The following is a 15035-nucleotide window of genomic DNA, read 5'->3' on the forward strand; positions in this document are numbered from 1 at the left end:
TTTGCTATCTGTCACTTTTGTCTGGATATCGGTTTATGAGCGTTCCTCGTGAAACCATCGCCGCCGTCGCCACCGCTCAAGGTCGCGGGGGAGTGGGCATCGTCCGTATTTCCGGGCCACTGGCAAGTGTTGCGGCCAAGGCCTTCAGCGGTCGTGAACTCAAGCCAAGGTTTGCCCACTACGGTCCATTCCTCAGTGAAAACGATGAGGTGCTGGATCAAGGCATTGCCCTGTATTTTCCGGGCCCGAACTCGTTCACCGGCGAAGATGTGCTGGAGCTCCAGGGCCACGGCGGTCCGATAGTTCTGGATATGCTACTCAAGCGTTGCCTGGAACTGGGCTGTCGGTTGGCCCGGCCGGGTGAATTCAGCGAGCGCGCGTTCCTCAACGATAAACTCGACCTGGCTCAGGCCGAGGCGATTGCCGACTTGATCGAGGCAAGTTCTGCACAGGCTGCACGAAATGCCCTGCGTTCCTTGCAGGGCGCATTTTCCGAGCGTGTGCATAACCTCACCGAGCAATTGATTGGCCTGCGCATCTATGTCGAAGCGGCGATCGACTTCCCTGAAGAAGAAATCGATTTCCTCGCCGATGGTCATGTACTGAGCATGCTCGACAAAGTACGTGACGAGTTATCCACCGTACTACGTGAAGCCGGGCAGGGTGCTTTGCTGCGTGACGGGATGACCGTGGTGATCGCCGGTCGGCCAAATGCCGGTAAATCCAGTCTGTTGAATGCATTGGCCGGTCGTGAGGCCGCGATCGTCACCGAGATCGCCGGCACCACCCGGGACATTCTTCGTGAACATATCCACATCGATGGTATGCCGCTGCACGTGGTCGACACCGCTGGCCTGCGAGATACCGACGACCAGGTAGAAAAAATCGGTGTCGAACGGGCGCTGAAAGCAATTGGCGAGGCTGATCGAGTCCTGTTGGTGGTCGATGCAACCGCTCCTGAGGCACATGATCCGTTCGCGTTATGGCCAGAATTTCTGGAAATCCGTCCCGATCCGGCGAAAGTCACACTGATCCGAAACAAGGCAGACCTCACGGGCGAAGCCATTGCCCTGGAAATTAGCGAGGATGGCCACGTCACCATCAGCCTGAGCGCCAAATCTGCAGGTGAAGGGCTGGAATTGCTGCGTGACCATCTCAAGGCCTGCATGGGCTACGAACAGACCTCGGAAAGCAGCTTCAGTGCTCGCAGGCGTCACCTTGAAGCGTTGCGTCACGCCAGTGCTTTCCTTGAGCACGGCCGAGCACAGCTGACCCTGGCGGGTGCCGGTGAACTACTAGCCGAGGATTTGCGACAAGCCCAGCACTCTTTGGGTGAAATCACCGGTGCATTCAGCTCCGATGACTTGTTGGGACGGATCTTTTCCAGCTTCTGTATCGGTAAATAATCTTCCCCGTTGTCCACAGACAGGCCATTCGTGCCTGTCTGTTCCCTCCTTTTCCTGGATTCTCTTCCAGTGCTGAGCAGATTCTTTCTGCTTGAGCGGATTTCCCGTTCTCTGGATTTGCTTATTCAGCCGTTTTCTGTGGATTAAGCCCTGTGAATAACTGCCTCTAAGGGCAGTTGATAACAGGGCCTCAAAACTGAAGATAACCGCCCCTGTGGATAAGCACCCCTTTCATCCACAGGCTTAAACCGGTTATCCAAGGGCCTCCTTGGCACATGACCACAGGGTTTTGAATCTCTGTACATATTGAATATAAAGGCCTGTAGAGATCTATCCACAGAAATGTGGCTCAGTAGAAATAAACATAAAAACAAAGATTTAATAAATTTCTTTCTTTTTAATTTCTATAACCGCGACTTCTCCACAGCTGGTTAAATTTTGTGCAAAGGGTTCTTTAGGAAGGGCGAAGTCCCTATACTTGCCGCCCAGGTCCAAAACCTGAGCTCAAACTATTCCTGATTACCTAACTGAAGCAGGCACGAGGTGCGTGGTGGATTTCCCTTCCCGTTTTGAAGTGATCGTCATCGGCGGCGGTCATGCCGGTACCGAGGCAGCACTGGCCTCAGCACGCATGGGTGCAAAAACCCTGTTGCTGACGCATAACGTGGAAACCCTCGGTGCCATGAGTTGCAACCCCGCTATCGGTGGGATCGGCAAAAGCCATCTGGTCAAGGAAATCGATGCCCTCGGCGGCACGATGGCCATGGCCACCGATAAGGGTGGTATCCAGTTTCGCGTGTTGAACAGCCGCAAAGGCCCCGCCGTGCGTGCAACCCGCGCTCAGGCAGACCGGGTTCTGTACAAGGCCGCTGTCCGCGAAGCCCTGGAAAACCAACCGAACCTGTGGATATTTCAACAAGCCGCTGACGACCTGATCGTCGAGCAGGAGCAAGTGCGTGGTGTTGTCACCCAAATGGGCCTGCGTTTCTTGGCGGATTCCGTGGTGTTGACCACTGGCACCTTCCTCGGTGGACTTATCCACATCGGAATGCAGAATTTTTCCGGTGGCCGCGCCGGTGATCCGCCGTCGATTGCCCTGGCTCACCGTTTACGCGAATTGCCATTGCGCGTCGGACGCCTGAAAACCGGTACGCCACCGCGAATCGACGGTCGTTCTGTGGATTTCTCGGTGATGACCGAGCAAGCAGGCGATACACCGATCCCGGTGATGTCGTTCATGGGTTCCAAAGAGCAGCATCCGAAACAGGTCAGCTGCTGGATTACCCACACCAACGCCCGTACCCACGAAATCATTGCCGCGAACCTTGATCGTTCGCCGATGTATTCCGATGCAGGTTTGATCGAAGGGATCGGCCCGCGTTACTGCCCGTCGATCGAAGACAAGATCCATCGCTTTGCCGACAAGGAAAGTCATCAGGTCTTCATCGAACCGGAAGGCCTGACCACCAACGAGCTGTACCCGAACGGGATATCCACATCCCTGCCGTTCGACGTGCAACTGCAGATCGTGCAATCGATTCGCGGCATGGAAAACGCGCATATCGTTCGTCCGGGTTACGCCATCGAATACGACTACTTCGACCCGCGTGACCTGAAGTACAACCTGGAAACCAAAGTCATCGCCGGTCTGTTCTTCGCCGGGCAAATCAACGGCACCACCGGTTACGAAGAAGCCGGCGCCCAGGGTTTGCTGGCCGGGGCCAACGCCGCACTGCGTGCTCAGGGCAAAGATGCCTGGTGCCCGCGTCGCGACGAGGCGTACATCGGAGTGTTGGTCGATGACCTGATTACTTTGGGTACCCAGGAACCGTATCGGATGTTCACGTCCCGCGCCGAATACCGCCTGATCCTGCGCGAAGACAACGCCGACCTGCGCTTGACCGAAAAAGGTCGCGAACTGGGTCTGGTGGATGACGCGCGTTGGGCTGCGTTCTGCACCAAACGCGAGAGCATCACGCTGGAAGAGCAACGCCTGAAAAGTACTTGGGTTCGCCCGGGCACCGAGCAAGGCGATGCGATTTCCGAGAAGTTCGGCACGCCGCTGACCCACGAGTACAACTTGCTCAACCTGCTGAGCCGTCCGGAAATCGACTACGCTGGTCTGATCGCCGTGACCGGTGGTGGCGCAGAAGATCCACAAGTCGCCGAGCAGGTCGAAATCAAGACCAAATACGCCGGCTACATCGATCGCCAGCAGGATGAAATCGCACGGCTGCGGGCCAGCGAAGACACAAAACTGCCTGTGGATATCGATTACACGAATATTTCCGGTCTCTCCAAAGAGATCCAGAGCAAACTCGGTGCGACTCGTCCAGAGACTTTGGGCCAGGCGTCGCGTATCCCGGGTGTGACGCCGGCAGCGATTTCGCTGTTGATGATTCATTTGAAAAAACGCGGCGCGGGCCGTCAGTTGGAGCAAAGCGCTTGAGTTCGTTGGTCACCTCACAACACGCAGAAGAGTTATCCACAGGTGCTCGCCAGCTTGGTGTCACGCTGACAGAAACCCAGCATGCCCAGCTGCTGGGTTATCTGGCCCTGTTGATAAAATGGAACAAGGCTTACAACCTGACTGCCGTACGCGATCCGGATGAAATGGTTTCCCGTCATTTGCTCGATAGTTTGAGCGTGATGTCGTTCGTCGAAAACGGTCGCTGGCTGGACGTCGGCAGCGGTGGTGGCATGCCGGGTATTCCGTTGGCCATCCTGTTTCCAGAGTCCCAAGTCACTTGCCTCGACAGCAACGGCAAGAAAACCCGCTTCCTGACCCAGGTCAAACTCGAACTCAAACTGGATAACCTGCAAGTTATCCACAGTCGCGTCGAAGCTTTTCAGCCTGCTCAGCCATTCAACGGGATCATCTCCCGGGCGTTCAGCAGCATGGAGAACTTCAGCAACTGGACTCGCCACCTCGGCGACACCGAAACACGTTGGCTGGCAATGAAGGGCGTTCATCCCGCCGATGAGCTGGTAGCATTGCCGGCAGACTTCCACCTCGATAGCGAACACGCCCTGGCCGTACCCGGTTGCCAAGGCCAACGCCATCTGCTGATACTGCGCCGCACGGCATGATTGGGAACACAAGCAAGAATGGCTAAGGTATTCGCGATAGCGAACCAAAAGGGTGGTGTGGGCAAGACCACCACCTGCATCAACCTCGCAGCTTCCCTGGTCGCTACCAAGCGTCGGGTGCTGTTGATCGATCTCGATCCACAAGGCAACGCCACCATGGGTAGCGGTGTGGATAAGCACGGCCTGGAAAACTCGGTCTACGACCTGCTGATCGGCGAATGCGACCTGGCCCAGGCCATGCACTATTCCGAGCACGGTGGTTACCAGCTGCTGCCGGCCAACCGCGACCTGACCGCGGCCGAAGTGGTTCTGCTGGAAATGCAGATGAAGGAAAGCCGCCTGCGCAGTGCGTTGGCGCCGATCCGTGAAAACTACGATTACATTTTGATCGACTGTCCGCCGTCGTTGTCGATGCTCACGCTGAACGCTTTGGTCGCCGCCGACGGGGTGATTATCCCCATGCAGTGCGAGTACTTCGCGCTCGAAGGTTTGAGCGACCTTGTGGATAACATCAAGCGCATCGCTGAGTTGCTGAACCCGAACCTGAAAGTCGAAGGCCTGTTGCGGACCATGTATGACCCGCGCCTGAGCCTGATGAACGATGTTTCGGCGCAGCTCAAGGAACACTTCGGCGAGCAGCTCTATGACACGGTGATTCCGCGCAACATCCGCCTGGCCGAAGCACCAAGCTATGGCATGCCGGCGCTGGCGTATGACAAATCATCGCGGGGCGCCATTGCCTATCTGGCATTGGCGGGCGAGATGGTTCGTCGTCAACGCAAAAACTCACGCACTGCCGCTGCTCAGGCAACTTAAGGAATCCCCATGGCCGTCAAGAAACGAGGTCTCGGACGTGGACTGGATGCACTGCTGAGTGGTCCGACTGTCAGCTCGCTGGAAGAACAGGCGGTGCAGGCTGATCAGCGTGAGCTGCAGCACCTGCCCCTGGACCTGATCCAGCGCGGCAAGTATCAGCCGCGTCGGGACATGGACCCTCAGGCGCTGGAAGAGCTGGCGCAGTCGATCAAGGCTCAGGGCGTGATGCAGCCGATCGTGGTTCGTCCGATTGGCAGCGGTCGCTTCGAAATCATCGCCGGTGAACGCCGCTGGCGCGCCAGCCAGCAGGCCGGCCAGGAAACCATCCCGGCGATGGTTCGCGATGTACCGGATGAAACCGCGATCGCCATGGCGCTGATCGAGAACATCCAGCGCGAAGACCTCAATCCGATCGAAGAAGCGGTGGCTTTGCAGCGTTTGCAGCAGGAATTCCAGCTGACGCAGCAACAAGTGGCAGAAGCGGTGGGCAAATCCCGCGTGACCGTGGCCAACCTGCTACGCTTGATCGCGTTGCCGGAAGTCATCAAAACCATGTTGTCCCACGGCGACCTGGAAATGGGTCATGCCCGTGCTTTGCTCGGTTTACCGGAAAATCAACAGGTTGAAGGGGCGCGACATGTTGTCGCACGGGGGCTGACTGTACGCCAGACTGAAGCACTGGTTCGCCAGTGGTTGAGTGGTAAACAGGAACCTGCTGAACCGGTAAAGCCGGACCCGGATATTGCTCGACTCGAACAGCGTCTGGCTGAGCGCCTAGGCTCTGCGGTGCAGATCCGCCACGGTAAAAAGGGGAAGGGGCAGTTGGTGATCGGTTACAACTCCCTGGATGAGCTTCAAGGTGTACTTGCACACATCCGCTGAAACATTTCCTCATGTAGCGTGCAGTCGGAAATCACTACCTGACAGTTGAATAGGGGCAGAACCGCCCCTATACTCTGCGCGCATTTTGTCGGCACAAATTATGCCAAGTTATTGAATTCTGGCAGCCGATCATTGGGGAGCAAAACGATGGAAAGCCGCACGCCAAACCGCTTGCCGTTCCATCGCCTGGCAGTTTTTCCGGTCCTACTGGCTCAATTTGTCGTTTTGGTACTGGCCGCTTTGGCGCTTTGGTACTGGCATGGAGTCGTAGCCGGGTACTCAGGACTCTGCGGAGGCCTGATAGCCTTGCTACCCAATGTTTATTTCGCTCACAGGGCATTTCGGTTTTCCGGCGCCCGAGCAGCTCAAGCCATCGTCCGGTCTTTTTATGCCGGTGAGGCGGGCAAGTTAATTTTGACGGCAGTGCTCTTTGCATTGACGTTTGCAGGTGTGAAGCCATTGGCGCCGCTAGCTGTATTCGGCGTCTTCGTGTTGACCCAACTGGTCAGCTGGTTCGCGCCCCTGCTGATGAAAACAAGACTTTCGAGACCTTAGGGCGTTTGAGGCAACCATGGCAGAGACAACCGCTTCGGGCTATATCCAGCACCACTTGCAGAACCTGACCTTCGGTCAGCACCCAACTGGCGGGTGGGGTTTTGCCCACACCGCAGCAGAAGCCAAAGAAATGGGCTTCTGGGCTTTCCACGTCGATACTCTCGGCTGGTCGGTCGCGTTGGGTCTGATCTTCGTTCTTCTTTTCCGCATGGCGGCAAAGAAGGCGACTTCCGGTCAGCCTGGTGCTTTGCAGAACTTCGTTGAAGTATTGGTCGAATTCGTCGATGGCAGCGTGAAAGACAGCTTCCATGGCCGTAGCCCGGTGATTGCACCGCTGGCACTGACCATCTTCGTCTGGGTCTTCCTGATGAACGCCGTCGACCTGATCCCGGTCGACTGGATTCCTCAGTTGGCCATCCTGATCACTGGCGATTCGCACATTCCGTTCCGTGCCGTATCGACCACTGACCCGAACGCTACCCTGGGCATGGCCCTGTCGGTGTTCGCGTTGATCATTTTCTACAGCATCAAGGTCAAGGGCATCGGCGGCTTCATCGGCGAACTGACCCTGCACCCTTTCGGCAGCAAGAACATCTTTCTTCAAGCCCTGCTGATCCCGGTGAACTTCCTGCTGGAGTTCGTGACACTGATCGCCAAGCCAATCTCTCTGGCACTGCGTCTGTTCGGCAACATGTACGCCGGCGAACTGGTCTTCATTCTGATCGCTGTGATGTTCGGCAGTGGTCTGCTCTGGCTTAGCGGCCTGGGCGTAGTTCTGCAGTGGGCGTGGGCTGTGTTCCACATCCTGATCATCACCCTGCAGGCGTTTATCTTCATGATGCTGACCATCGTTTACCTGTCGATGGCGCACGAAGAGAACCATTAAGACCAGTCTCGACTGGTCTGATGTCCCACTCGGTCAAACGAGTGGGTGCCCGAACAGGGCTATGAAACGATTTGTTTTACCGCTTTAAAATCTAAAAAACCTAAACCATACGACGTAAAAGTCGGGAGGAAAGATGGAAACTGTAGTTGGTCTAACCGCTATCGCTGTTGCACTGTTGATCGGCCTGGGCGCACTGGGTACCGCAATTGGTTTCGGCCTGTTGGGTGGCAAGTTCCTGGAAGGCGCAGCGCGTCAGCCAGAGATGGTTCCAATGCTGCAAGTCAAAATGTTCATCGTTGCCGGTCTGCTCGACGCCGTAACCATGATCGGTGTTGGTATCGCTCTGTTCTTCACCTTCGCGAACCCATTCGTTGGTCAACTCGCTGGCTAATTACTCGAACCTTCGAGTAATTGGTGTGATGTGCAACGAACGAGCGAGGTGTTGGCGTGAACATTAATGCAACCCTGATTGGCCAGTCCGTTGCGTTCTTCATTTTTGTACTGTTTTGCATGAAGTTCGTGTGGCCTCCGGTCATCGCGGCTTTGCACGAACGTCAGAAGAAGATCGCGGATGGACTGGACGCTGCCGCCCGAGCAGCTCGCGACCTGGAGTTGGCCCAAGATAAAGCGGGTCAACAACTGCGCGAAGCTAAGGCTCAGGCAGCCGAAATCATTGAGCAAGCCAAGAAACGCGGTAACCAGATCGTCGAAGAGGCTGTTGAAAAAGCCCGTATCGACGCTGACCGTGTGAAGGTTCAGGCTCAGGCCGAGATCGAGCAGGAACTGAACAGTGTCAAAGACGCGCTGCGTGCCCAATTGGGTGCTCTGGCCGTTGGCGGCGCCGAGAAGATCCTGGGTGCCACAATCGATCAAAACGCGCACGCGGAGCTGGTAAACAAACTGGCTGCTGAAATTTAAGCGAGGGCGATCATGGCAGAATTGACCACGTTGGCCCGACCTTACGCTAAGGCAGCCTTCGAGCACGCCCAGGCCCACCAGCAACTGGCCTCTTGGTCAGCCATGCTCGGCCTGGCTGCAGCAGTGTCGCAAGACGACACCATGCAGCGCGTGCTCAAGGCCCCGCGACTGACGAGCGCAGACAAGGCCGCCACGTTTATTGACGTGTGCGGCGACAAGTTTGATGTGAAGGCACAGAACTTCATTAACGTCGTTGCCGAAAACGACCGTCTCCCGCTGTTGCCGGAGATTGCCGCTCTGTTTGACCTGTACAAGGCCGAACAAGAGAAATCGGTAGACGTTGAAGTCACCAGTGCTTTTGCATTGAACCAAGAACAGCAAGACAAACTCGCCAAGGTTCTCAGTGCACGACTCAACCGGGAAGTGCGCCTGCAAGTCGAGGAAGACAAATCCCTTATTGGGGGCATTGTCATCCGCGCCGGCGACCTGGTAATCGATGGCTCGGTTCGCGGCAAACTCGCGAACCTTGCCGAAGCATTGAAATCTTGAGTTTGAAGGGGCAGCAGAGCAATGCAGCAACTCAATCCTTCCGAAATAAGTGAAATTATCAAGGGCCGCATCGACAAGCTCGATGTGACCTCCCAAGCCCGTAACGAAGGCACTGTCGTCAGCGTATCTGACGGTATCGTGCGGATTCACGGTCTGGCCGACGTAATGTACGGCGAGATGATCGAGTTTCCGGGCGGCGTCTTCGGTATGGCTCTCAACCTGGAGCAAGACTCCGTAGGTGCCGTTGTATTGGGCTCTTATCAGTCTCTGGCTGAAGGCATGAGCGCCAAGTGCACTGGCCGCATCCTCGAAGTTCCGGTTGGTAAGGAACTGCTGGGTCGCGTAGTCGACGCACTGGGTAACCCAGTTGACGGCAAAGGTCCGCTGAACAACACCGAGACCGATGCGGTCGAGAAAGTTGCTCCAGGCGTGATCTGGCGTAAGTCGGTAGACCAGCCTGTACAGACTGGCTACAAGGCTGTCGATGCCATGATTCCTGTCGGCCGTGGCCAGCGTGAGCTGATCATCGGTGACCGTCAGATCGGTAAAACCGCTCTGGCGATCGACGCGATCATCAACCAGAAAAACAGCGGTATTTTCTGCGTCTACGTAGCTATCGGTCAGAAACAATCGACCATCGCTAACGTGGTTCGCAAGCTGGAAGAAAACGGCGCACTGGCTAACACCATCGTCGTTGCCGCGAGCGCTTCGGAATCTGCAGCACTGCAGTTCCTGGCACCGTACTCCGGTTGCACCATGGGTGAATTCTTCCGCGACCGCGGTGAAGACGCGCTGATCGTTTATGACGATCTGTCCAAGCAAGCAGTGGCTTACCGCCAGATTTCCCTGCTGCTGCGCCGTCCACCAGGCCGCGAAGCTTACCCAGGCGACGTGTTCTATCTCCACTCCCGTCTGCTGGAGCGCGCATCCCGCGTTTCGGAAGAGTACGTAGAGAAGTTCACCAACGGCGCAGTGACCGGCAAAACCGGTTCCCTGACCGCACTGCCGATCATCGAAACCCAGGCTGGCGACGTTTCCGCGTTCGTTCCGACCAACGTGATTTCCATCACCGACGGTCAGATCTTCCTGGAATCGGCCATGTTCAACTCCGGGATCCGTCCTGCTGTGAACGCCGGTGTTTCGGTATCCCGTGTGGGTGGTGCCGCTCAGACCAAGATCATCAAGAAGCTCTCCGGTGGTATCCGTACCGCTCTGGCTCAGTACCGTGAACTGGCGGCATTCGCCCAGTTCGCTTCTGACCTGGACGAAGCGACCCGTAAGCAACTTGAGCATGGTCAGCGCGTTACCGAGCTGATGAAGCAGAAGCAATACGCACCAATGTCGATCGCTGACATGGCGCTGTCGCTGTATGCCGCTGAGCGTGGGTTCCTGACTGACGTTGAAATCGCCAAGATCGGCAGCTTCGAACAAGCGCTGATTGCTTTCTTCAACCGCGATCACGCCGAATTGATGGCGAAGATCAACGTGAAGGGTGACTTCAATGACGAAATCGACGCTGGCATGAAAGCCGGTATCGAGAAGTTCAAGGCCACCCAAACCTGGTAAGCCGCAGCGGGAGCCGCAAGGCTCCCGCTTGCTAACCTGATAGGTGTTACATGGCAGGCGCAAAAGAGATTCGCAGTAAGATTGCGAGCATCAAAAGCACGCAAAAGATTACCAGCGCCATGGAAAAAGTGGCGGTCAGTAAAATGCGCAAGGCACAAATGCGCATGGCTGCTAGCCGTCCTTACGCGGAGCGCATCCGCCAGGTTATTGGTCATTTGGCCAACGCCAACCCGGAATATCGCCACCCCTTCATGATCGAGCGTGAAATCAAGCGCGTCGGTTATGTCGTAGTGAGCAGTGACCGTGGTCTGTGTGGTGGCTTGAACACCAACCTGTTCAAGGCCCTGGTCAAGGACATGGCGGTAAACCGCGAAAACGGCGTCGAGATCGATCTGTGTGTTGTTGGTAGCAAGGGTGCGGCTTTCTTCCGCAACTTCGGCGGTAACGTCGTTGCAGCTATCAGTCACCTGGGTGAAGAGCCGTCGATCAATGATCTGATTGGCAGCGTCAAGGTGATGCTGGATGCCTACCTGGACGGCCGTATTGATCGCCTGTCCGTGGTGTCCAACAAGTTCGTCAACACCATGACGCAATTGCCTACCGTGGAGCAGTTGATTCCACTGGTGGCAACCGCAGATCAAGAACTCAAGCACCACTGGGACTATCTCTACGAACCGGATGCCAAAGAGCTGCTTGACGGCTTGATGGTCCGCTACGTCGAGTCGCAGGTCTACCAGGCGGTGGTCGAGAACAACGCGGCTGAACAAGCTGCGCGGATGATCGCGATGAAGAACGCTACCGACAACGCCGGTGATTTGATCAGCGATTTGCAGCTGGTCTACAACAAGGCGCGTCAGGCTGCGATCACCCAAGAGATCTCGGAAATCGTCGGCGGCGCTGCCGCGGTTTAACGGTTCAAATATTCAGAGGATCCAGCTATGAGTAGCGGACGTATCGTTCAAATCATCGGCGCCGTTATCGACGTGGAATTTCCACGCGACAGCGTACCGAGCATCTACAACGCACTGTTGGTACAAAGCGCGGCAGGGACCACTCTGGAAGTTCAGCAACAGCTGGGCGACGGCGTGGTTCGTACCATTGCGATGGGTTCCACCGAAGGCTTGAAGCGCGGTCTGGAAGTCAACGACTCTGGCGCAGCCATCTCCGTACCGGTCGGTAAAGCGACCCTGGGCCGGATCATGGACGTACTGGGCAACCCGATCGACGAAGCTGGCCCGATTGACACCGAAGAGCGCTGGGGCATTCACCGTCCTGCGCCAACCTTCGCTGAACAAGCTGGCGGCAACGACCTGCTGGAAACCGGCATCAAGGTTATCGACCTGGTTTGCCCGTTCGCCAAGGGTGGTAAAGTCGGTCTGTTCGGTGGTGCCGGTGTAGGCAAAACCGTAAACATGATGGAACTGATCCGTAACATCGCCATCGAGCACAGCGGTTATTCCGTGTTCGCCGGTGTGGGTGAGCGTACTCGTGAGGGTAACGACTTCTACCACGAGATGAAGGATTCCAACGTTCTGGACAAAGTGGCACTGGTTTACGGTCAGATGAACGAGCCGCCGGGTAACCGTCTGCGCGTAGCACTGACCGGCCTGACCATGGCCGAGAAGTTCCGTGACGAAGGTAACGACGTTCTGCTGTTCGTCGACAACATCTATCGTTACACCCTGGCCGGTACTGAAGTATCCGCACTGCTGGGCCGTATGCCTTCCGCAGTAGGTTACCAGCCGACCCTGGCCGAAGAGATGGGTACTCTGCAAGAGCGTATCACTTCGACCAAAAACGGCTCGATCACCTCGATCCAAGCGGTATACGTACCTGCGGATGACTTGACTGACCCGTCGCCAGCGACCACTTTCGCCCACTTGGACGCCACCGTCGTTCTGTCCCGTGACATCGCTTCCCTGGGTATCTACCCAGCGGTCGATCCACTCGACTCGACTTCGCGCCAGCTGGACCCGAACGTAATCGGCCAGGACCACTACGACACCGCTCGCGGCGTACAGTATGTTCTGCAGCGTTACAAAGAACTGAAGGACATCATTGCGATCCTGGGTATGGACGAGCTGTCGGAAGCCGACAAGCAGTTGGTAAACCGTGCTCGTAAGATCCAGCGTTTCTTGTCGCAGCCGTTCTTCGTGGCTGAAGTCTTCACCGGTGCTTCGGGTAAATACGTTTCCCTGAAAGACACCATTGCTGGCTTCAAAGGCATCCTCAACGGTGACTACGACCACCTGCCAGAACAAGCGTTCTACATGGTCGGCGGCATCGAAGAAGCGATCGAGAAAGCCAAGAAACTGTAATCCCGGCGCCCGGCAACGGGCGCTAATTTAGGTTGAGGCAATCAGATGGCTATGACAGTCCATTGCGATATCGTCAGCGCGGAAGGGGAAATCTTCTCCGGCCTGGTCGAGATGGTGGTTGCGCACGGTGCACTGGGTGATCTTGGTATCGCCCTGGGTCACGCGCCGCTGATCACTAATCTCAAGCCGGGCCCGATCCGCCTGATCAAGCAGGGCGGGGAAGAGGAGGTGTATTACATCTCCGGCGGTTTCCTCGAGGTTCAGCCGAACATGGTCAAGGTACTTGCCGACACTGTGCAACGTGCTGCCGACCTGGACGAAGCCTCCGCTCAGGAAGCCGTCAAGGCTGCCGAGAAGGCCTTGCATGACCGTGGTGCAGAATTCGATTACGGTTCTGCCGCCGCACGTCTGGCCGAGGCTACAGCTCAGCTGCGCACCGTCCAGCAGATCCGCAAGAAGTTCGGCCACTAATAGGCCACTACTTGTTGTGCGATTGATTAAAAAGGGTAGCCTCGGCTACCCTTTTTTCTTTTTAGATATTCATAACCTGGTCGCAGCCGCTGACCACCCAGGATTGGTAGCCAGTCATGTCTTTAGAAATCGTTATCCTCGCTGCTGGTCAAGGCACTCGCATGCGTTCGGCACTGCCGAAAGTACTGCACCCGATTGCCGGCAACTCGATGCTCGGCCATGTTATCCACAGCGCCCGGCAACTTGATCCAAAGCGCATCCACGTAGTGATTGGCCATGGCGCCGATGCAGTGCGTGAGCGTCTGGCGGCTGATGATCTTAATTTCGTCCTGCAGGACAAACAGCTTGGGACTGGCCACGCGGTAGCTCAAGCGGTTCCTTTTATTGAGTCCGACACCGTCCTGATTCTTTATGGTGACGTGCCATTGATCGAAGTCGAGACCCTGCAGCGTCTGCTCAAGCAAGTAGCGCCGCAGCAACTTGGTTTGCTGACAGTCGAACTGGACGACCCAACCGGCTATGGCCGCATCGTCCGCAACGCTGACGGCAAAGTGACTGCCATCGTCGAGCAGAAAGACGCCAACGAAGCCGAACGTGCGATCACTGAAGGCAACACCGGCATTCTGGCGCTGCCGTTCGCGCAGTTGGCTGGCTGGATGAGCCGTCTCTCGAACAACAACGCCCAAGGCGAGTACTACCTGACCGACGTGATCGCCATGGCGGTGAGCGACGGTCTGGTGGTGGCCACCGAGCAACCGCATGACGCCATGGAAGTGCAGGGCGCTAACGATCGCAAGCAGCTTTCCGAGCTTGAGCGTCACTATCAGCTGCGCGCCGGCCGTCGTTTGATGGCTCAAGGCGTGACCCTGCGTGACCCGGCTCGTTTTGATGTGCGCGGTGAAATCACCGTCGGCCGCGACGTGCTGATCGACATCAACGTGATCCTCGAAGGCAAGGTCGTTATCGAGGATGACGTGGTAATCGGCCCGAACTGTGTGATCAAGGACAGTACCTTGCGCAAAGGTGTGGTGATCAAGGCTAACAGCCACATCGAAGGCGCAGTTCTCGGCGAAGGCAGCGATGCCGGCCCGTTCGCTCGTTTGCGTCCAGGTACTGTGCTGGAAGCACGCGCCCATGTGGGTAACTTTGTTGAGTTGAAAAACGCTCACTTGGGCGAAGGCGCCAAGGCCGGTCATTTGACCTATCTGGGTGATGCCGAGATTGGCGCGCGTACCAACATCGGCGCGGGCACCATTACCTGCAACTACGATGGCGCCAATAAGTGGAAAACCGTGCTGGGTGAAGATGTGTTCATCGGCTCCAATAACTCGTTGGTAGCGCCTGTGGATATCTCTTCCGGTGCAACCACTGCTGCTGGTTCGACCATTACGCAGAATGTGGATAACGCGCAGTTGGCCGTGGGCCGTGCGCGGCAGAAGAATATCGATGGCTGGAAGCGGCCTGAGAAAATCAAGAAGAGCTGAGTTATCCACAAGCTCATGCGGCGGTCTTGAGATCGCCTTCGCGGGCAAGCCATGCTCCTACAGGTCAGCGTCGTTCACACATTTATGTGAACAA

At 56.5% G+C, this 15035-nt stretch carries 15 protein-coding genes; all 15 read left to right on the top strand.

Going from position 1 to position 15035, the window contains the following annotated elements:
- Positions 1-35 precede the first annotated feature (35 nt).
- The 15 genes from mnmE (at position 36) to glmU (ending at position 14941) form a co-directional block, all read left to right on the top strand.
- Positions 36-1406, top strand: a complete 1371-nt coding sequence (gene mnmE / locus ACYZUA_RS02420) for a tRNA uridine-5-carboxymethylaminomethyl(34) synthesis GTPase MnmE (RefSeq protein ID WP_461961945.1) — start codon at positions 36-38, stop codon at positions 1404-1406.
- A gap of 550 nt (positions 1407-1956) precedes the next feature.
- Complete coding sequence (gene mnmG / locus ACYZUA_RS02425) at positions 1957-3855, top strand: tRNA uridine-5-carboxymethylaminomethyl(34) synthesis enzyme MnmG (RefSeq protein WP_461961946.1); 1899 nt, start codon at positions 1957-1959, stop codon at positions 3853-3855.
- Entirely contained in the window at positions 3852-4496 is a 645-nt protein-coding gene (gene rsmG / locus ACYZUA_RS02430) for a 16S rRNA (guanine(527)-N(7))-methyltransferase RsmG (protein WP_008155708.1), read from the top strand. The genes mnmG and rsmG overlap by 4 nt, the downstream gene beginning before the upstream one ends.
- Positions 4497-4514: 18 nt before the next feature.
- A complete protein-coding gene (locus ACYZUA_RS02435; protein ID WP_008155709.1) occupies positions 4515-5312 on the top strand; it encodes a ParA family protein in 798 nt (265 codons plus the stop codon).
- 9 nt (positions 5313-5321) lie between these two features.
- Positions 5322-6194, top strand: coding sequence for a ParB/RepB/Spo0J family partition protein (locus tag ACYZUA_RS02440; RefSeq protein WP_008027541.1), 873 nt, complete (start codon positions 5322-5324; stop codon positions 6192-6194).
- Between the two features lie 147 nt (positions 6195-6341).
- The gene (locus tag ACYZUA_RS02445) at positions 6342-6749 is read left to right on the top strand and encodes a F0F1 ATP synthase subunit I (RefSeq protein ID WP_111448179.1); all 408 of its coding nucleotides are present in this window, start codon (positions 6342-6344) and stop codon (positions 6747-6749) included.
- Between the two features lie 16 nt (positions 6750-6765).
- Positions 6766-7635 carry a F0F1 ATP synthase subunit A gene (gene atpB / locus ACYZUA_RS02450; RefSeq protein ID WP_347803508.1) on the top strand — a complete coding sequence of 290 codons (870 nt, stop codon included), beginning with the start codon at positions 6766-6768 and terminating at the stop codon, positions 7633-7635.
- Positions 7636-7768: 133 nt separating this feature from the next.
- Positions 7769-8026: a F0F1 ATP synthase subunit C gene (gene atpE, locus ACYZUA_RS02455; protein ID WP_002555987.1), complete on the top strand. Its 258-nt coding sequence runs from the start codon at positions 7769-7771 to the stop codon at positions 8024-8026.
- Between the two features lie 56 nt (positions 8027-8082).
- Positions 8083-8553 carry a F0F1 ATP synthase subunit B gene (locus ACYZUA_RS02460; RefSeq protein ID WP_008027535.1) on the top strand — a complete coding sequence of 157 codons (471 nt, stop codon included), beginning with the start codon at positions 8083-8085 and terminating at the stop codon, positions 8551-8553.
- A gap of 12 nt (positions 8554-8565) precedes the next feature.
- Complete coding sequence (locus ACYZUA_RS02465) at positions 8566-9102, top strand: F0F1 ATP synthase subunit delta (RefSeq protein ID WP_008155712.1); 537 nt, start codon at positions 8566-8568, stop codon at positions 9100-9102.
- A 21-nt stretch (positions 9103-9123) separates the two neighbouring features.
- Positions 9124-10668 (top strand): F0F1 ATP synthase subunit alpha, encoded by a 1545-nt coding sequence (gene atpA / locus ACYZUA_RS02470; protein WP_033059681.1) that lies wholly within the window; start codon positions 9124-9126, stop codon positions 10666-10668.
- A 50-nt stretch (positions 10669-10718) separates the two neighbouring features.
- On the top strand, positions 10719-11579 hold the full coding sequence (gene atpG / locus ACYZUA_RS02475; RefSeq protein ID WP_461961947.1) for a F0F1 ATP synthase subunit gamma: 861 nt from the start codon (positions 10719-10721) through the stop codon (positions 11577-11579).
- A 27-nt stretch (positions 11580-11606) separates the two neighbouring features.
- The gene (gene atpD, locus ACYZUA_RS02480) at positions 11607-12986 is read left to right on the top strand and encodes a F0F1 ATP synthase subunit beta (RefSeq protein WP_461961948.1); all 1380 of its coding nucleotides are present in this window, start codon (positions 11607-11609) and stop codon (positions 12984-12986) included.
- A gap of 45 nt (positions 12987-13031) precedes the next feature.
- Positions 13032-13457 carry a F0F1 ATP synthase subunit epsilon gene (locus ACYZUA_RS02485; RefSeq protein ID WP_033059677.1) on the top strand — a complete coding sequence of 142 codons (426 nt, stop codon included), beginning with the start codon at positions 13032-13034 and terminating at the stop codon, positions 13455-13457.
- A 116-nt stretch (positions 13458-13573) separates the two neighbouring features.
- Positions 13574-14941: a bifunctional UDP-N-acetylglucosamine diphosphorylase/glucosamine-1-phosphate N-acetyltransferase GlmU gene (gene glmU / locus ACYZUA_RS02490; RefSeq protein WP_461961949.1), complete on the top strand. Its 1368-nt coding sequence runs from the start codon at positions 13574-13576 to the stop codon at positions 14939-14941.
- Positions 14942-15035 lie beyond the last annotated feature (94 nt).

The organism is Pseudomonas sp. LS2P72, from assembly GCF_054897865.1.